Raw genomic sequence first — 17,381 nt, forward strand, 5'->3', positions numbered from 1 at the left:
CAGCATGACCTGGCGGTCGGGCAGGCCCTTGAGGTCCTTGATGCCGCTGGCGCCGGTGGTCTCGTCGGCCATGAGCCGGCCGGTGACGGTGACCTAGGGGAGCCGGGCCCGGCCATGTGTACGGGGTCTTCGACCCGGCGTCAGCCGAAGAAGATCTTGACGACGTAGTAGCTCGCCGCGGCGACGATCGCGGCGGCCGGCATGGTGATGAACCAGCCGAGGATGATGTTCTTGGCCACGCCCCAGCGCACCGCGTTGACGCGCTTGGTGGCACCCACGCCCATGATCGCCGAGGTGATGACATGGGTCGTGGAGATCGGCGCCTTGAAGAGGAACGCCGTGGTGAACATGATCGACGCGCCGGTCGTCTCGGCGGCGAAGCCCTGCGGCGGGTCCAGCTCGATGATCTTGCGACCGAGGGTCCGCATGATGCGCCAGCCGCCCGCGTACGTACCGAGCGAGAGCATCAGCGCGCAGGAGATCTTGACCCACACCGGGATCGGCGCGTCGGCGCTCTGTATGTCGCCGATGACCAGCGCCATCACCACGATGCCCATCGTCTTCTGGGCGTCCTGGAGGCCGTGGCCGAGCGCCATGCCCGCCGCGGACACGGTCTGCGCGATCCGGAAGCCGCGCTTGGCCTTGTGCGGGTTGGTCTTGCGGAACAGCCACATGATCAGCGTCATCACCAGGTAACCGGCGACGAGGCCGACCACCGGGGACAGGAACATGGGGATGACGACCTTCTCCAGGACGCCGGACCAGATGACCTCCGTGCCACCCGCGAGCGCCGCGCCCACCATGCCGCCGAACAGCGCGTGCGAGGAGGACGAGGGAAGACCGAAGTACCAGGTGACGAGGTTCCAGACGATCGCGCCGAGCAGGGCGGCGAAGAGGATGCCCATCCCCTTGTCGCCGGTCGGCGTGGCGATCAGGCCCTTGCTGACGGTGTGCGCGACGCCCTGGCCGAGGAAGGCGCCGGCGAGGTTCATCACGGCGGCCATCGCGAGCGCGGCCCGCGGGGTCAGCGCCCGGGTCGACACCGAGGTGGCGATGGCGTTCGCCGAGTCGTGGAAACCGTTGGTGTACGTGAAGCCGAGCGCGACACCGATGGTCACGATCAGCGCGAAGGTGTCCACGGAGCTCAGGACTCCTTGACGGCGATGGTCTCCACCGTGTTCGCCACGCGCTCGAAGGCGTCCGCCGCCTCTTCGAGGACATCCACGATCTGCTTGAGCTTGAGTACCTCGATGGCGTCGTACTTGCCGTTGAAGAGGTGGGCGAGCAGCTTGCGGTGGATCTGGTCCGCCTGGTTCTCCAGCCGGTTGATCTCGATCCAGTACTCGGTCATGTTGGCCATGGTCCGCAGGTTCGGCATGGCCTCGGCGGTCAGCTCCGCCGCCCGCGACAGGACCTCGATCTGCTGCTCGACGCCCTTGGGGAGTTCCTCGACGTTGTAGAGGACGACCAGGTCGACGGCCTCCTCCATGAAGTCCATGATGTCGTCGAGGGAGGACGCGAGGAGATAGATGTCCTCACGGTCGAACGGCGTGATGAAAGAGGAGTTCAGCTGGTGGAAGATGGCGTGGGTCGCGTCGTCGCCGGCGTGCTCCGCTGCCCGCATCCGTTCCGCGATCTCGGCCCGGGCGGAGGTGTCCGCTCCGAGCAGTTCCATCAGGAGTTTCGCGCCCGTGACGATGTTGTCCGCGGACGCGGCGAACATGTCGTAGAAGCTCGTCTCCCTGGGGGTCAGACGAAATCGCACGTGGGGTCCTCGGGGTGCTGGGTTCGGTCAGGCTGATGCTAGGCGCATCATCCGGCCACGGCTAACCGGCGTCCTTTCAGTGTCGCCCATCAGGCACAGTGATCTACCACGGGCCCCCGCCCCGATTCGCGGAGGTCGGTACCCTATACCCACGAGGGGTATACCCCCTCTTTCTGGACAACGGGAGGACCCGATGACGACCACCGAAGCCGGCCAGCTCACCCCCGAGACCGCGGTCGACGCGGCGGTCGCCCCCGCCTCCGCGACGCCGGCCGGGGCAGGATCCAAGGCCGCGTCCGGCACCGGATCCAAGGCCGAAAACACCCCCTCCACCGGCGCTCCGGCGGGCAGCGGCGAGGGCCACGACCACCCGGTGCACGGCTACCACAACCAGAAGGACGAGCACCTCAAGCGGCTGCGCCGGGTCGAGGGCCAGATCCGCGGTCTGCAGCGGATGGTCACCGAGGACACGTACTGCATCGACATCCTCACCCAGGTCTCGGCCTCCACGAAGGCCCTGCAGTCCTTCGCGCTCCAGCTCCTGGAGGAGCACCTGCGGCACTGCGTCGCGGAGGCCGCGATGGAGGGCGGCACCGGGATCGAGTCGAAGGTCGAGGAGGCCACCAAGGCCATCGCACGCATGATGCGGACCTGAGGACACCGTCCCCGGGGGCGGGGCGGGGGTCAGGGATTCAGACGTACGAAATTACGGGAGTACGGGCTCCGGCGGCACGGAGTCCGGGATGGACGGCCCGGCGGTGGTCCGGGTTCCCGGGATACGGGTTCGGGATACGGGTCCGGGAGGCCCTGGGATGGAGTACGGCCTGCGGGGGGGGGGCTGACGACCCTCGGGCGTACGGGCCTCAGCGGCCGTGCGCGCCGACCCGCAGCACCTCGTCGATCCGGTCGGCGCTCAGCCGTTCCTCCCCGTCGGCGGCGGAGGCCGCGATGATCAGCTCCCCGCACAGCTCTATCTCGGCCAGGGCGACGCACTCGAGGTCGCCGGGCGACGGAGCCGGAACCAGGTGCGGGCGCGCGGCGCCGGTCGCGGTACCGGGCGGCGGAACCATGCGCGTACACCTCTTCTTGTCGGCGTGCTGTCGGGCTGACGGGCTGCTCTCCGGGGCCTGGCATCCGGCCGTCGCACGGCGTACGGCTTCACCCTCCAGCGTAGGAAGCGCTTCCCTCGCCGCGCATGACACGTCCGGACCATTTGCGATGGCCCGGGCGAAGGGCCACAAGCCCCTCGCCCGCCGAAACCGGGCCGCGCCGCGCACCGCCCGCCGGGCTACGCCTCGATCCTCCCCGTGTAGATGTCCTTCCGGTCCGGCAGCGTCACCGTGACCGGCGTGCCGAAGCCGTACAGCAGCGTGGTCGAGGCGACCTCGACCGTACGGCCCTGGTTGCTGAAGCTGAACTGGTGGCGGACCTTGCGCAGCCTGCCCGCGCCGTCCAGATACGCGTCGAACGCCACCGTGTCCGTGGCGAACCCTTTCGCCGCCGCCGCGAGCGACCCGCGCACCTGCGGCGAGGCCAGCCGGGCGGCCTCTCCGATGTGGGTGATCCCCCGGTAGTGCCGGACCGTCACCCCGGCGAGGTCGACCTCGTCCACGTACGCCACCTCGCGGGCGCCGCGGAGCAGTTCGGCGGCGGCGGCCGGGTCGGTGGCGCCGCCGGTGACCAGGTTGCCGTCGTCGAGGGTGGTGGTGTCGACCCGTACCCACTTGTCGGCGGGGACGCCCGCGCCCCGGTTCTTCATGTAGAGCGCGCCGGGTACGAGCAGTTCGGTGATCGGGCGCTGCGGGCCGCGCTCCTCGTCGGCGCCCTTCGGCAGCATCACCCGGAGGGTGCCCGTACGGCGGCGGAAGTCGTAGTCGCCCTCGCCGCGGATGGTGACCTGGGTGCCGCCGGACGCCATCTCCATCGAGGTGCCGGCCTTCGCCGACCCGGCCCTGATCAGCTCCTCGGCCGCGCCGCGGACGGCCCGCCGCGGATCGCCGCCGGGGACCCCGTCGTCCTCGGGGGCCGCGCAGCCGGCGGCCGTCAGCGCCACCGTCCCGACCAGCACCAGGGCGCCCGCCCACGCGCCGCCCGTGCGTCCCTTCCGCACCACCATCGCCCGCCAACCCCCAACGCCCGCCGCTTGTCCGTCCGAAACCCGCCCGACCGGATAACGACGGTCCGCACCCGCCGTCACGCCGCAGTACCGTGGAGGACGTGCATGATCAGGCCCCGCCGCCCGCCCCGCGGCACACCCCGCACCTGACGGAGACGACGGAGCGGGGCGCGTTCGCGCTCGCCCGCTGCAGCTGCGGCTGGACCGGCCCGGCCCGCCGCTCGCGCGACCGCGCCCGTACGGACGCGACGGACCACGCGGCGGCGCCACCGCCGGTGGAGGGGTAGGGGGCATTCCCCGCCGGCGCGGGCGGCCGCCTCGGCTCAGCCGGTTCGCCCGGCCGGCCTACTCGGGTGGCGCCTTCGGACCGCGCCTTCGACCGGTCCACTCAAGCGAGACGTTCCCACCGTCCGGCCGGGCAGCCCGGCCGGACGATCCCACCGAAACGTTGCGGTCGAACCGAACGGAACCGAACCGAACCGAACCGGTCCGGTCCGTTCAGGCGGCGAGGTCGCGCTCGCCCGCGCCGCGCGACGGCTCCGGCAGGCCGATCGACCCGGCGACCGCGGGCCCTCCGGCGGCCCGCCGGGAGCGCACGAGCCGACCGCCGTGCCGGCTGCGGGCGACGGCCGTGACGACCGGCGTGAGGAGCGCGAGCGCGACCGGGGCGAGCAGCAGCGCGACGGCGGTGCCGAGCGCGAGACCGCCGACGACGTCGGTCGGATAGTGGACGCCCATGTACACCCGGCAGAAGCCCTCGGCGAGGGCGAGACCGATGGCGGCGAACCCGAAGCGGCGGTGGGCGACGAAGATGCCGATGGCGAGCGCCATGGCGAGGGTGGCGTGGTCGCTCACGAAGGAGTAGTCGGTCTTGCCCGCGACCAGGACGTCGAGACCCTCGTGATCACGGAACGGCCGGGGGCGTTCGACGAAGCCGCGGATCGGGATGTTGACGAGCAGGGCGATCCCGGCGGCGAGCGGCGCCCAGATCAGCGCGGCGATCGCGGACACCGAGTCGGCCGCGGTGCCACGCCGGCGGACGCTCCACCAGCAGCCGAGGACGACGAGGACGAGTCCGAGCACGATGCCGTACTCGCCGGTGAACTCCATGACGCGGTCGAACCACGGCGGGGCGGCCTTGGCCAGCCCGTTGATGTCGTAGAGCAGGCTGACATCGGGGTTCGAACCGTCCGATGCGAGTCCAGCCATGTGCTGCGGCCCCTTGCTGTGTGGTGGTGCCCAACCCCCGTGGTCGGGTTGGTCGGATCGGGAAACGATCCGGCCGAGGGGAGCGTTCCGCTCCGGCCCCGGGATCGCCGGGACGTTATCGAACGGTGACGGGGCACGGCGGCCCCGGGCCGCGGCCTCACGGAACGCGCGCCCCGCCGTACCTCCGCCGGTCCCCGAGCCCGGCCCTGAGACCGTCCCGGAGTACACCCCCGCCCTTGTGGATCACTGCTGCGGAAGGTGGGTGGGCAGCGCGGCCGCGCCCGCCGCCGTGACCCGGGTCGCGCCGAAGTAGTCCGGCGTGTCGACCCGGTCGAAACGGATGACGGCACCGGTGCGCGGGGCGTCGATCATGTACCCGCCGCCGACGTAGATGCCGACGTGCCGGATGGCGCGCGAGTTGGTGAGGTCGTCCGAGAAGAACACCAGGTCGCCCGGCAACAGCTCGTCCCGGCTCGGGTGCGGCCCGGCGTTGTACTGGTCGTTGGCCACGCGCGGCAGCCCGACCCCCACGCTGTCGTACGCCGCCTGGGTCAGCCCCGAGCAGTCGAACCGCCCGTTCTGCGCCGCCGTGCCCGTACCGCCCCACAGATACGGCGTCCCGAGCTTCTGCTGCGCGTAGTAGATGGCGGAGGCCGCCTGCTTGGAGGGCTCGACGCGGCCGATGGGGCGGGCGAAGCTCTTCTCCAGATCGCGGATGATCCGGACGTAGTTCTGCGTCTCGCTGATCCCGGGCACTCCGCCGGACCGTATGACGCGGTAGGCGCCGGCGTTGTAGGCGGCGAGCATGTTGTTCGTGACGTCGCCCGGCACGTCCTTCACATAGCGCGCGAGCTCGCAGTCGTAGGAGGCCGCCGACGGGATCGCGTCCTTGGGGTCCCAGATGTCCCGGTCGCCGTCCCCGTCCCCGTCGATCCCGTGGGTGGCCCAGGTGCCCGGGATGAACTGGGCGATGCCGCGGGCGTCGGCGGGCGAGACGATGGTCGGGTTCCAGCCGCTCTCCTGGTAGAGCTGGGCGGCGAGCAGCGCGGGGTTGATGGCGGGGCAGAGATTGCCCCACTGCTGCACCAGGCCCTGATACGCGGCGGGCACGGCCCCCTTCGCCAGCCCGACGGTCCCGTTCCGCCCGTTGCCGGCGCCGCCGAAGAGCCCGGCCGCGGCGGAGTACGTACCGACGACGAGCAGCAGCACGAACAGCAGGCAGACTCCCGTCGCCCCACCGCCCACCAGCCACGCCACCCGCGCCTTACGCACCGTCAACCACCCCTTGGCTCCGGTCAGTACGCACCGGACATCAGTCTAGGCGGGCACCCCGCGCTCAGGGGGTGGACGAACCGGACGGAACAGCGCCGTCCGACGGCCGAAAATCGACCCGCGGGCCGGGAACGGGCCCGCCGGGCCCGCCGGGCCCGTGGGGCGAGAGGGCGTCGAGGGACGACTTCACCCGTACGTCCCGCTCACGCTGCTCCTCGGCGACCCCGCGCAGCGCGGGAGCGAGCGCGCCGCACTCGTCCCCCACCGCGCCGATCCGCTCCTCCCAGGACGCGAGGACGGCCTCCAGGGCGGCCGCGCACGCGAGCCCGCGCAGCGCGCCCGACACCCCGTCATGGGCCGTGGTCAGCCTGCCCTTGGCGGCTCCCATGCCGGCCTGAAGGGATTCGGCCACCCCGGCCGCCTTGATCCACGGCCCGGCACTGTGGCGCAGCACGCCGCCACCCGCCCCTTGCCCAGCCTTCCGACCCTGCCCTGTCGTCGAACGTCCACGTGAGCTCATCGGGCTCCCTCTCCCTTCTCCGCCGAAGGTCGGCGAAGGTCGGCGCGGACGCTAACAGCGGCAGCCCGCCACCCTGCGCATGCGCAAATCCAGGAGTACGCACCGAACTTGTGCCGCACCCAAGAGCCCCATGGACGCCCTCCGCACCAGCAAACACCGCACTCTCACCCGAAAGAGTGAGCTCCCGGGGCAAACGGCCCCGCCCGCCCTCCGACCGTCCTCCGACGGGCGCTCCCTACATACCTTCTGATGGGCCGTCGAACAGCGCCCCAAAGGTGCCACAACGACAATCATTGCCCGGAGTCACACCCCGTGATACACAGAGTGACCATACGCTTCTTCGCATGGGAACCGGCCACGCCGCCGCAGGTCAAGACGGTCAGATCGGACATGCCTGCGGGGATCGGGTAAAGAGAGCCGTCAAGCCGTCACACGCGAGCGGTTTCATCAGCGAAGATAGGGCGACGACCCATGCCGTCCGGCAGGGGCGACGAACTACCCAACAGGGGCGGTGAGTTACATGTACCTGGCGGCCGAAAAGGGCGACATCAACACCATTATCGGTGGAATCGCCCCGAACTGGGGGCCTTTCGGGAGCCTGGGCGCCGAAGCCAAGGTGATGATCGAGGTCGTGATGGCCGTGGCCATTCTGCTCTGTCTCGGCATCGCCATCTGGGGCGCGGCCAAACAGCGTATCGGCGCCACCGCCCTGCGCGACACCTTCAGCGCCGAACAGGGCAAGGGTCTGATCGTGGCCGGCCTGACCGGAGTCTTCATCATCGGCTCCCTGGGAACGCTCTTCACCATCGTGTACGGGATGGCCGTCTAACCCTTTTCTCACCCCCGAGGTCGCGCTCCCTGATGTCCAGTCACCACGCAACGCCCACACGGCAGCCGGCGACACCGCCGCCTGCGGCGCACCCGTACACCTGTACCGAAGGGGCGTACCCGGCATGAGCCTCGGCGACGACCACGACGGCCAGACCCGCACCCGTCTCCCCGAGGGCAACACCGGCGACCCGTACGGCACCCCGCGCCGCTCCGCCGGCCGGAGCGGGCGCTCCCTCGCCGTGGTCGTGGGCGTGGTGGCCGTCCTCATCGCCGCGATCGCCTTCGCGAACCGCGGCAACGACACCCCCGCCGGCTCCGGCTCCTCCCACGCCGGCGGCCCCAGCGCCCCGGCGGGCGCCGCCCCCACGGCCGCCACCGGCACCCGCCCCGTCACGGGCAAGAACGCCACGAACGGCACGCTCGCGGCGGGCTTCGCCCACGACGAGCAGGGGGCACAGAGCGCGGCGGCGAACTACGCGGTGGCGCTGGGCTCCGTCGACATGTTCGTCACCTCGTCGCGCAGGACGCTCGTCCGCGCCGTGTACGCGCCCGACGCGGTCACCGCCCAAGAGAGCGCGCTCGACAAGGTGTACGGCGACAAGGGATTCCTGAGCCGGATCGGTCTCAACGCGGACGGCACCGCGCCTTCGGGCCTGACATTCGTCTCCCGGGTACTGCCGGCCGGTGCGAAGATCGACAAGTACGCGGGCGACCACGCCACTGTGTCCATCTGGTACTCGACGCTGTTCGGCCTGGCCGGAGAAGGGTCCAAAAGCCCCGTCACGGAGTCCTGGTACACCAACACCTTCGAGCTGCGCTGGACCGACGGCGACTGGAAGGTGACCGGATTCAGCCAGAAGGACGGCCCCGTTCCCGTGGGCCGTGACCAGACGGCCTCTACCGCTGATGACATGACGGACGCCGTCGGCACGTTCGGAGGCTTCACCTATGCCCGGTAAGAACCTTGTCCGCGGCCTCGGCGTCACCGCCGCGCTGTCCGCGGCCCAGACCGCCCTGGTCCTGTTCGCCACCCGTGCCGTCGCCGACCCCACACCGACCGCACCGGCCACCGGAACTCCCTCGACGACGCCCACTCCTTCGGGCACTCCCAGCCCGAGCGCCAGCAACAACCCGTGCGACCTGATCCGTGGTCCCGCCCGCGACTACTGCGAGAACGGCCAATCCGGCTCCGGCGTCCGCATCGACGACCCCTCCGCCACCGTCGACCCCCTCTCCTCCCTCGCCAACGGCTGCGCCAAAGCCGCCGCCTGGGTCGTCGACACCCTCTCCAGCGCCGTGAAGCAGACCGCGACCGTCGACTTCACCAACAAGGAGTTCCTCGGCCGCTACGCCATCGTCTTCGCCGCCGCCACCTTCCTCACCCTCCTCCTCTGGCTGCTCGCCGTCGCCAAGCGCGCCATGCGCGGCGTCCCGCTCACCACCGCGCTCTCCGAGGCCATCGGCTTCCTCTGGCTGACCGTCCTCGCCTCCGCCTTCACGCCGCTGATCCTCTACACCGTCGTCAGCGCCGCCGACGCCATCACCGAGGTCATCGCCTCCGGCACCGGCCAGCAGAGCGACGTCTTCTTCGGCAGCTTCAAACAGGCCCTGGAGAAGGGCGACAGCATCGGCGGCGGGCCGATCATGCTGATCATCGTCTCGCTGGTGACGATCCTGGCCGCCGGTGTGCTCTACCTCGAACTGGTCCTGCGCGCCGTGCTCCTCTACGTCGGCGCGCTGCTCGGCGTGGTCGTGTACGCCGGGCTCGTCGACAAGAACATGTGGGGCCACGTCCGCCGCTGGGCGGGCATCATGATCGCGGTGATCCTGGTCAAGCCGGTGATCGTGATCGTGCTCGGCCTCGCCGGGGCGCTGTCGTCCGGCACCGGCCCGGACGCGTTCTCCGCCGTGGTCTCGGGTCTGGCCATCGTCCTGCTCGCGATCTTCGCCTCCGCGATGATCTACCGCTTCGTCCCCGGCTTCGGCGACGAGATCGTGGCCTCCCGCAACAACCGTCTGCACCGCGCCGGCGAGAACGCCGCGGCCGCCGTCATCTCCACCCCCGCGTCCCTCGTCTCCCAGGGCATCAAGACCCACAGCAGCCGCGGCGGCGACGGTGGCGGCCAGGCGGCCGCCAAGAGCACGCCTCGCCCCGCCAACCCGCTCTCCGGCGGGGTCGCCGCCCACAGCAGCCGAGGCACCTCGGGAGGCACCTCAGGCGGATCCAGCGGCGGTACGGGCGGCGGCGCCACCCCCGCCCCCCGCAGCGGCAGCCCCACCACGAACACCCCCCACTCCAGCCGCACCGGCAACACCGGCAACACCAGCAGTAGCCGCAACAACTCTGGAGGTGCAGGGCGTTGACGACCCAGTCCCAACCGGTCTCGCCCCGCCGCACGTATCTCATCGGCCGCGCCCGTCCGAACGCGATCGTCGGCAAGAACCGCGAGACCGGCGAGATCGCGCTCATCATCGTCGGCGCCTTCCTCGGCATGATGAGCGGACTGCTGGTCCCCCTGCTGCCCCTGCGCATCGGACTGCTCTCCGGCTTCCCGGTGCTCGCGCTCGCCGCGGTCTACGTCCCGTACAAGCACCGCACCTTCTACAAGTGGTTCGAGATCAACCGCAGCTACAAGCGGACGCTCAAGCGCGGCACCGCCTACCGCTCCACCGCCACCGAGGCCGGCACCCGGCTCGACGGCCGTGAGGTCGAGATCGGCCCGCCGCCCGGCATCGGCGGCGTCAGCTGGCTGACCGCGCCGTTCGGCCCCGACGAGATCGCGGTCCTCCTGCACGCCGACCGCCGCACCGTCACCGCCGCCATCGAGATCGAGGGCCCGGGCGTCGGCCTGCGCGACTCCGAGGACCAGGAAGCCCTCGTCGACCGCTTCGGCACCCTCCTCAAGCACGTCGCCAACGGGGACGGCTTCGTCACCCGCCTCCAGATGCTGGCCCGTACGCTGCCCGCCGACCCCGACGCCCACGCCAAGGACGTCGCCCAGCGCGGCGACCACCAGGCCCCGGCCTGGCTCCAGGAGTCGTACGACCAGCTCCAGTCGATGGTGTCGACCTCCAGCGAGCAGCACCGCGCCTATCTCGTGGCCTGCATGCACTACACGCGCGAACTCGCCGCCGAGGCCAACGCCATGGCCCGGGCCACCCGCCACGCCTCCGGCGCCCGCCGGCTCGACCGCGACGGCGGCCTCGCCGTCGTCATGGCCCGCGAGCTGACCGACATCTGCGCCCGCCTCGCCGAGGCCGACATCCGGGTCCGTCAGCCGCTCGGCCAGTCGCGGCTGGCCTCCCTCGTGCACTCGATGTACGACCCGGACCACCCCATCGACCACATCCAGGCCATGTCGAAGCGCAACGCCTGGCCCGCCGAGCTGGACGCCCTGGAGCCGACATACCTCCAGGCCAAGACCCGTGAGTCCGCCACCCGCGAACCCTGGTGCCACGCCACCGCGTGGATCAAGGAGTGGCCGATGACGCCCGTCGGCGTCAACTTCCTCGCCCCGCTCCTCGTCCACACCCCCGACGTGATCCGCACCGTCGCCGTCACCATGGATCTGGAGCCCACCGAGGTCGCCATCGAGCGGATGCTCACCGAGAAGACCAACGACGAGGCCGAGGCATCCCGCCAGTCCAAGATGAACCGCACCGTCGACCCCCGCGACATCGCCGCCCACGGCCGTCTCGACCAGCGCGGCGAGGACCTCGCGAGCGGCGCGGCCGGCGTCAACCTCGTCGGCTACATCACCGTCTCCTCCCGCTCCCCCGAGGCCCTGGCCCGCGACAAGCGCACGATCCGGGCCTCCGCGGGCAAGTCGTATCTGAAACTGGAATGGTGCGACCGCGAGCACCACCGTGCGTTTGTGAACACCTTGCCGTTCGCGACCGGCATCCGCCGCTAGGGCCGAAGGGGCACAGACCGATGCGAGATCCGCTGTCCGTCCTCACCGACGCCTTCACCTCCTTCCTCTTCGGAAAGGTGGAGACGACCCGCCTGCCCGTCCGCACCTCCACCGGGCAGGCCCAGGCCGTCTATCTGCCGACCGCCGCCCCCGGCCTCGGCGACTCCGGCGTGATCATCGGCCGTGAGGTCTACAGCGGCAAGGGGTACATCTACGACCCCTTCCAGCTGTACGGTCAGCAGCTCCCCGCCCCCCACTGGCTGGTCCTCGGCGAGTCCGGCAACGGCAAGTCGGCGCTGGAGAAGACGTACGTGCTCCGCCAGCTCCGCTTCCGCGACCGCCAGGTCGTCGTCCTCGACGCGCAGGGCGAGGACGGCGTCGGCGAGTGGAACCTCATCGCGCAGGAGCTGGGGATAACTCCCATCCGGCTGGACCCGATGGTCGCCAACGACTCCGGCATCCGGCTCAACCCGCTCGACCCGTCCATCACCACCACGGGCCAGCTGGCGCTGCTGCGCACCATCATCGAGGTGGCCATGGGCCACGGCCTCGACGAGCGCTCCGGCTTCGCGCTCAAGGTCGCCCACGCCTACGTCAACGAGCACTCCACCGACCGCCAGCCGATCCTCACCGACATCGTCGAGCGGCTGCGCCACCCCGAGCCGGAGTCGGCGGAGGCGATGAACGTCGCCCTGGACGACGTACGGGCCTGGGGCCTCGACGTCGCCCTCGTCCTCGACCGGCTCGTCGACGGCGACCTGCGCGGCATGTTCGACGGCCCGACGACCGTCGGCATCGACCTCGACGCCCCGCTGATCGTCTTCGACCTCTCCCACATCGACCGCAACTCCATCGCCATGCCCATCCTCATGGCGATCGTCGGCGTGTGGCTGGAGCACACCTGGATCCGCCCCGACCGGAAGAAGCGCATCTTCCTGGTCGAGGAGGCCTGGCACATCATCAACAGCCCCTTCGTGGCCCAGCTGTTCCAGCGCCTGCTGAAGTTCGGCCGCCGCCTCGGCCTGTCCTTCGTCGCCGTCGTCCACCACCTCTCCGACGTCGTCGACGGCGCGGCGGCCAAGGAAGCCGCGGCCATCCTCAAAATGGCCTCCACCCGCACCATCTACGCCCAGAAAGCCGACGAAGCCCGCAACACGGGCCGGGTCCTCGGCCTGCCCCGCTGGGCCGTCGAGATCATCCCGACCCTCACCCCCGGCATCGCCGTCTGGGACGTCAACGGCAATGTGCAGGTGGTCAAACACCTCATCACCGAACGCGAACGCCCCCTCGTCTACACCGACCGCGCCATGACGGAGTCCTCGGCCCCCTCCGCCCCCGACCCCGAGCTGGAGTGGGAGACGGAACAGCGCGCGATCCTCATCGAGCAGCAGATGAACAACCCATCCCAGTCGACGGTGGCGTGATCCTTGAGCACGAACCGAACCCAGCCCGGACCGCGCCAGACGGGCGGCGGCGGCATCCCCGACGGTTTCATCGTCGGCCTGTTCGTCCTCCTCTTCGGCATCGCCTTCCTCGTCTGGACGGCCACCGGTCTGTCCGGCCTGTTCGCGCACGGCGGCTGGCCGGACGGCGTCACCTTCACCCGTACGCCCCGGGCGCTGCCGTCCATCCTGTCCTCACCGGGCGACCTCCCGGCCGCCTGGCCGGACACCCCGCCGGAACAGCTCTCCGGATACGGGCTGTTCTGGGGCCTCGTCATCGGCGAGGCCCTGATACTCGTCGTCCTCGCGGTCTTCGTCCTCGGCACCGTGGCCCGCTGGCGCGCGGTCCGCGCGAACCGGAAGGCGGGCGGGTACGAGGCGAAGCCCCGGCGCGCCGAGCAGCCGGCCGAACCGGCCCCGCTCCGCAAGGCACCGGCACCGCAACCGGCACCCCCCGCACCCCGCGCCCCCGCACCACCCCCGGTGCCGGCCCCGGCACCGGAGCCGGAGCCGATCCCCGCCTCCACCCCCGTGCCTGGACCCACACCCACACCCACACCCACCCGGATCGTGTACGGCTCACCGGCGGCCCGCCGCCCGACTGCCCTCCAGGCGGTGCACGACGCCGAAGGCGCCGCCCTCGTCGTGACCTCCGACCCCACCCTCTGGGAGGAGACGAAGGACGCGCGCGGCAAACTCGGCCCGGTCCTCGTCTACGACCCCGGCCATCTGTGCGAGACCCCCGCCCGGCTCCGCTGGAGCCCCGCCGAGGGCTGCGAGGACCCCGCCACGGCCCAGCGCCGGGCCGCCGCGCTGCTCACCCCGGTACGGCCGCAGGCGCGGCTCGACGCGGCCATGACGGACACCGCCGAAATGCTCCTGCGCTGCTGGCTGCACGCCGCCGCGATAGACGGCCGCCCGTTCAAGCAGGTCCACCGCTGGGCCCAGGGCTCCGACGCCCATGAGCCGGTCCGGATCCTCCGCACCCATCCCAAGGCCGCCTCGGGCCACGCCGGTCTGCTCGAATCCGCGCTCACGGCCCACCCCGAACGCCGCCGCGCCGCCCAGGAACTGACGGCCCGCGCGCTGTCCGCCCTGTCCTCGATCCACCTCAGGGACGCGTGCACGGCGAACCGCGCCGACTCGCTCGCGCTCGCCTCGTTCCTCGCCGAACAGGGCACGCTCTACGTGATCGGCGAACCGATCGAGGACCCCCGCACCCACCCGGGCGCGATGCCGCTCCTCACGGCCCTCGTCGCCACCGTCACCGACCGGGCCCGCCACCAGGCCACCCGCTCCCCCGGCCCCCGCCTGGACCCGCCGCTGAGCCTCGTCCTCGACGACATCGCGGCCGTGGCCCCCCTCCCCGACCTGCCCACGCTCCTGACCGAGGGCCCCGCCCAGGGCCTGACCGCCCTGGCCCTGATGCGCTCCCCCACCCAGGCCCGGTCCCGCTGGCCGGAGCCACTGTCCACTCCCTGAGCCCCGCGCCCCGCACCCTCGACCGCGCCCCCGCCCGTACAGCGGCGCCCTACACGCCTCTCACCAGCTCGTACTCCCGGTCGTACCCCGGCACCGGCCCCGGCATCTCCGTCCGCACCCCCGTCCACACGAACCCGAACCGCCGGTAGAACGCCGCCGCCCGCTCGTTCTCCTCGTGCACATACAGCCGCACCCGCCGGATCTCAGGCCCCGGCACGCCCCACGACCACTCCACGGCCGCCTCGAACAGCGCGTCGATCACTCCGCTCCCCCGCGCCTCGGGCCGCATGTACACCCCCACGACATGCGTCTGGTCGACCTTCGCCGCCTCGCCGAACCCCAGCCGCCCCTCGTCGTCGGGCCGTTCGACCAGGACGGTCACGGTGCCGAGCCAGCGTCCCCCGGGGGTCTCCGCGACGAACTGCCGGACCCGCCCGTCCCCGTCCTCGGCGGCACCCGCGGCCCGCTCCTGCCAGAACGCGTCCGGCCGCGCCACCGCGTCGTCGTAGGTCTCCAGGAAGGCGAGGTGCGCGACGGGGTCCTGAAGCGCTTCGAGCCGCAGCTCGCGCGCCTTCTTCCACTCGTCGGCACGGATGACACGAATTGCATAGTCCATGCCACGATCCTGATCATGAAAACCCCCTCTGACAAGGGGGTTTCGTGGTACCCAGGTACGACGACAACGCCCCCGCCCACGCCCTACGTTGACGGCGTGACAACCCAGGCGACGCGGCCGACGCGGCCGACGGTGGAGACGCGGACGACGGTGGAGACGACGACGGGCAGCCGGTACGTACGGCTGCTGCTCGCCCGCCTCCGCGCGCTGGACACCGCGCACCCGTGGGTCTGGGACGCGGTGGTGACGGTGTCCTGGGCGATCGCCGCGCTCGTCGACGCGACCGGCGAGGGCTGGCGGACGACCGCCATGGACCCGACGGTCCCGACCTGGCTGGTCGTCGTCCTCAGCCTCGGCCTCACCCTGCCGCTGTACGGGCGCCGCCGGCACCCGATGGCCATGCTGGCCGTGATGGCGGGCGCCTCACTGGTCAGCGGCGCCTCGGGGGCCGTCCTGGAGGCCGGCGCCCTGCAGATCTTCCCGCTGTTCCGCGTCGCGCTCACCCGCCCGCCCCGGGCGCTGCTGACGGCCGCCGCGTTCCTCGCTCCGCCGCTCGCCGTGGCCGCGATCCGGTTCCCCTCCGGCTACGGCTCCACCGGCACCGGCGGCTGGGATCTGCTGGTCGTCCCGTATCTGTGGGCGTACGCGCTGGCGGTCTTCGCCGGCCTCACCGTACGTTCCCGCAGGGAGGAACGCGCCCAGGAGGTCCAGCTGGCGGCGGCGGCCGAACGCGACCGGATCGCCCGCGAGATGCACGACATCATCGGCCACAACCTGGCCGTGATCACGGGTCTCGCGGACGGCGGCCGGTACGCCGCGGCCGCCCGCCCGGAGCAGGCGGCCCAGGCCCTCGACGCCATCGCCGCCACGAGCCGCCAGGCCCTCGCGGAGCTACGGCGCGTGCTGCACGCGCAGGATCCGGCGGCGGTACGGAGTCCTCAGCCGGATCTCGCGGAGCTGCCCGCGCTGCTCGACGGCGTCCGCGGCGCGGGCCTCCCTGTCGAGTCGGAGCTCGAGACCGAGTGTGAACCGAGCCCCCACCGGCTCTCCCCGGGCGCCCAGTTGACGGTCTACCGGATCGTGCAGGAGGCCCTGACCAACGCCTTGAAGCACGCGGGCCCGGACGCCCGGGCCAGGGTGACGCTCACCTGGACCGCGGACGCCGCCCTCGTCACGGTCACCAACACCGGAACCGTCCCCGCGGGCGGGGCGGGCCAGGGCCTCGCGGGCATGCGCGAACGCGCCGCGCTCTACGACGGCACCCTGGTGTGCGGTCCGCTGCCGGACGGCACCGGCTGGCGGGTACGGCTGCGACTTCCCCGGGAGGACTCCCCCTCGTGACGACCGTTCTGATCGCCGACGACCAGCCGATGCAGCGTTTCGGGTTCCGCATGCTGCTGGAGAGCCAGGCCGACCTGTCGGTCGCCGGGGAGGCCGGCGACGGCATCGAGGCGGTCCGGCTGGTCGACCGCCACCGTCCGGACGTGGTGCTGATGGACATCCGGATGCCGGGCCTGGACGGCATCGAGGCCACGCGCCGCATCATCGCCGCGGGGGCTGCGACCCGGGTCCTCATCGTGACCACCTTCGACCTGGACGAGTACGCCTACGAGGGCCTGCGCGCCGGCGCCAGCGGCTTCCTGGTGAAGGACGCCCAGCCCGAGGAGCTCCTCGCCGGGATCCGCGCCGTCGCGGCGGGCGACGCGGTGGTGGCCCCGAGCCTGACCCGCCGGCTCCTGGACACCTACCTCCACCGGCTTCCACCGACCCCCGCCGTGCCGGCCGGGCCGGTAAAGGCCGACCCCCGGCTGTCGTCGCTGACGGAACGGGAGCTGGAAATCCTCACCGCCGTCGCCCGGGGCTGGACGAACACCGAGATCGCGGGCCGGCTGCATCTGGCGGAGTCCACGGTGAAGACCCATGTCTCCCGTGTCCTCGCCAAGACCGGCTCCCGCGACCGCATCCAGGCGGTCATCCTGGGCTACGACACGGGCCTGGTCGCCGCGGACCGTCAGTGACCCCTGTGCCCTCGCCGACCCCGCCCTCATTCCCCTTTCCATCTCCTGGAAATGAACGCAAAAATGCCTCAACCCCCGGACAAAGTCCGGGGGTTGAGGCTAAAAATTGTTCGGCGGCGTCCTACTCTCCCACAGGGTCCCCCCTGCAGTACCATCGGCGCTGAAAGGCTTAGCTTCCGGGTTCGGAATGTAACCG

General features: G+C 71.6%; 18 protein-coding genes, 1 rRNA gene and 1 pseudogene. 10 read left to right on the forward strand and 10 right to left on the reverse strand.

The window, feature by feature from the left end; translation table 11 throughout:
- The 3 genes and pseudogenes from ABZ990_RS30410 to ABZ990_RS30420 form a co-directional block, all read right to left on the reverse strand.
- Positions 1–93 (reverse strand): annotated as a pseudogene (locus ABZ990_RS30410) (SURF1 family protein); the annotation flags it as partial.
- Between the two features lie 47 nt (positions 94–140).
- Entirely contained in the window at positions 141–1,139 is a 999-nt protein-coding gene (locus ABZ990_RS30415) for an inorganic phosphate transporter (protein ID WP_361238582.1), read from the reverse strand.
- 5 nt (positions 1,140–1,144) lie between these two features.
- On the reverse strand, positions 1,145–1,765 hold the full coding sequence (locus tag ABZ990_RS30420; protein ID WP_361238585.1) for a DUF47 family protein: 621 nt from the start codon (positions 1,763–1,765) through the stop codon (positions 1,145–1,147).
- Positions 1,766–1,958: 193 nt separating this feature from the next.
- On the opposite strand from ABZ990_RS30420, the gene ABZ990_RS30425 reads away from it, so the two are divergent.
- Entirely contained in the window at positions 1,959–2,420 is a 462-nt protein-coding gene (locus ABZ990_RS30425; RefSeq protein ID WP_361238588.1) for a metal-sensitive transcriptional regulator, read from the forward strand.
- Positions 2,421–2,628: 208 nt separating this feature from the next.
- Here the strand turns inward: ABZ990_RS30425 and ABZ990_RS30430 are convergent, their stop codons facing one another.
- Positions 2,629–2,835, reverse strand: coding sequence for a hypothetical protein (locus tag ABZ990_RS30430; protein ID WP_361238590.1), 207 nt, complete (start codon positions 2,833–2,835; stop codon positions 2,629–2,631).
- A gap of 218 nt (positions 2,836–3,053) precedes the next feature.
- Complete coding sequence (locus tag ABZ990_RS30435; RefSeq protein WP_361238593.1) at positions 3,054–3,881, reverse strand: hypothetical protein; 828 nt, start codon at positions 3,879–3,881, stop codon at positions 3,054–3,056.
- 101 nt (positions 3,882–3,982) lie between these two features.
- Between ABZ990_RS30435 and ABZ990_RS30440 the strand changes: the two genes are divergently transcribed.
- Entirely contained in the window at positions 3,983–4,168 is a 186-nt protein-coding gene (locus tag ABZ990_RS30440) for a hypothetical protein (RefSeq protein WP_361238596.1), read from the forward strand.
- Between the two features lie 211 nt (positions 4,169–4,379).
- Here the strand turns inward: ABZ990_RS30440 and ABZ990_RS30445 are convergent, their stop codons facing one another.
- The 3 genes from ABZ990_RS30445 to ABZ990_RS30455 form a co-directional block, all read right to left on the reverse strand.
- Positions 4,380–5,090 (reverse strand): phosphatase PAP2 family protein, encoded by a 711-nt coding sequence (locus ABZ990_RS30445; RefSeq protein ID WP_361238599.1) that lies wholly within the window; start codon positions 5,088–5,090, stop codon positions 4,380–4,382.
- Positions 5,091–5,333: 243 nt separating this feature from the next.
- Positions 5,334–6,362: a bifunctional lytic transglycosylase/C40 family peptidase gene (locus tag ABZ990_RS30450; RefSeq protein WP_361238602.1), complete on the reverse strand. Its 1,029-nt coding sequence runs from the start codon at positions 6,360–6,362 to the stop codon at positions 5,334–5,336.
- 64 nt (positions 6,363–6,426) lie between these two features.
- Positions 6,427–6,816, reverse strand: a complete 390-nt coding sequence (locus ABZ990_RS30455) for a hypothetical protein (protein WP_361238605.1) — start codon at positions 6,814–6,816, stop codon at positions 6,427–6,429.
- Positions 6,817–7,402: 586 nt separating this feature from the next.
- Between ABZ990_RS30455 and ABZ990_RS30460 the strand changes: the two genes are divergently transcribed.
- From ABZ990_RS30460 to ABZ990_RS30485, 6 genes are all read left to right on the forward strand, one after another.
- Positions 7,403–7,711 (forward strand): hypothetical protein, encoded by a 309-nt coding sequence (locus ABZ990_RS30460; protein ID WP_093874928.1) that lies wholly within the window; start codon positions 7,403–7,405, stop codon positions 7,709–7,711.
- A 124-nt stretch (positions 7,712–7,835) separates the two neighbouring features.
- Positions 7,836–8,672, forward strand: a complete 837-nt coding sequence (locus ABZ990_RS30465; RefSeq protein ID WP_361238608.1) for a hypothetical protein — start codon at positions 7,836–7,838, stop codon at positions 8,670–8,672.
- The gene (locus ABZ990_RS30470; protein WP_361238611.1) at positions 8,662–10,077 is read left to right on the forward strand and encodes a hypothetical protein; all 1,416 of its coding nucleotides are present in this window, start codon (positions 8,662–8,664) and stop codon (positions 10,075–10,077) included. Before ABZ990_RS30465 ends, ABZ990_RS30470 begins: the two co-directional genes overlap by 11 nt.
- On the forward strand, positions 10,074–11,627 hold the full coding sequence (locus tag ABZ990_RS30475) for an SCO6880 family protein (RefSeq protein WP_361238614.1): 1,554 nt from the start codon (positions 10,074–10,076) through the stop codon (positions 11,625–11,627). The genes ABZ990_RS30470 and ABZ990_RS30475 overlap by 4 nt, the downstream gene beginning before the upstream one ends.
- Positions 11,628–11,647: 20 nt before the next feature.
- Entirely contained in the window at positions 11,648–13,051 is a 1,404-nt protein-coding gene (locus ABZ990_RS30480; RefSeq protein ID WP_361238617.1) for an ATP-binding protein, read from the forward strand.
- Positions 13,052–13,054: 3 nt separating this feature from the next.
- Positions 13,055–14,551 carry a type IV secretory system conjugative DNA transfer family protein gene (locus tag ABZ990_RS30485; protein WP_361238620.1) on the forward strand — a complete coding sequence of 499 codons (1,497 nt, stop codon included), beginning with the start codon at positions 13,055–13,057 and terminating at the stop codon, positions 14,549–14,551.
- 49 nt (positions 14,552–14,600) lie between these two features.
- On the opposite strand, the gene ABZ990_RS30490 is transcribed toward ABZ990_RS30485, so the two are convergent.
- Positions 14,601–15,167 (reverse strand): GNAT family N-acetyltransferase, encoded by a 567-nt coding sequence (locus ABZ990_RS30490; protein ID WP_361238623.1) that lies wholly within the window; start codon positions 15,165–15,167, stop codon positions 14,601–14,603.
- A gap of 96 nt (positions 15,168–15,263) precedes the next feature.
- Between ABZ990_RS30490 and ABZ990_RS30495 the strand changes: the two genes are divergently transcribed.
- Together ABZ990_RS30495 and ABZ990_RS30500 are read left to right on the forward strand one after the other, a co-directional pair.
- Positions 15,264–16,508 carry a histidine kinase gene (locus tag ABZ990_RS30495; RefSeq protein WP_361238626.1) on the forward strand — a complete coding sequence of 415 codons (1,245 nt, stop codon included), beginning with the start codon at positions 15,264–15,266 and terminating at the stop codon, positions 16,506–16,508.
- Positions 16,505–17,185, forward strand: a complete 681-nt coding sequence (locus tag ABZ990_RS30500) for a response regulator transcription factor (protein ID WP_361238629.1) — start codon at positions 16,505–16,507, stop codon at positions 17,183–17,185. Before ABZ990_RS30495 ends, ABZ990_RS30500 begins: the two co-directional genes overlap by 4 nt.
- Positions 17,186–17,293: 108 nt before the next feature.
- Here the strand turns inward: ABZ990_RS30500 and rrf are convergent.
- Positions 17,294–17,381, reverse strand: a 5S ribosomal RNA gene (rrf, locus tag ABZ990_RS30505); the annotation flags it as partial.

This window comes from Streptomyces sp. NPDC046203 (assembly GCF_040646255.1).
Lineage (GTDB): Bacteria > Actinomycetota > Actinomycetes > Streptomycetales > Streptomycetaceae > Streptomyces.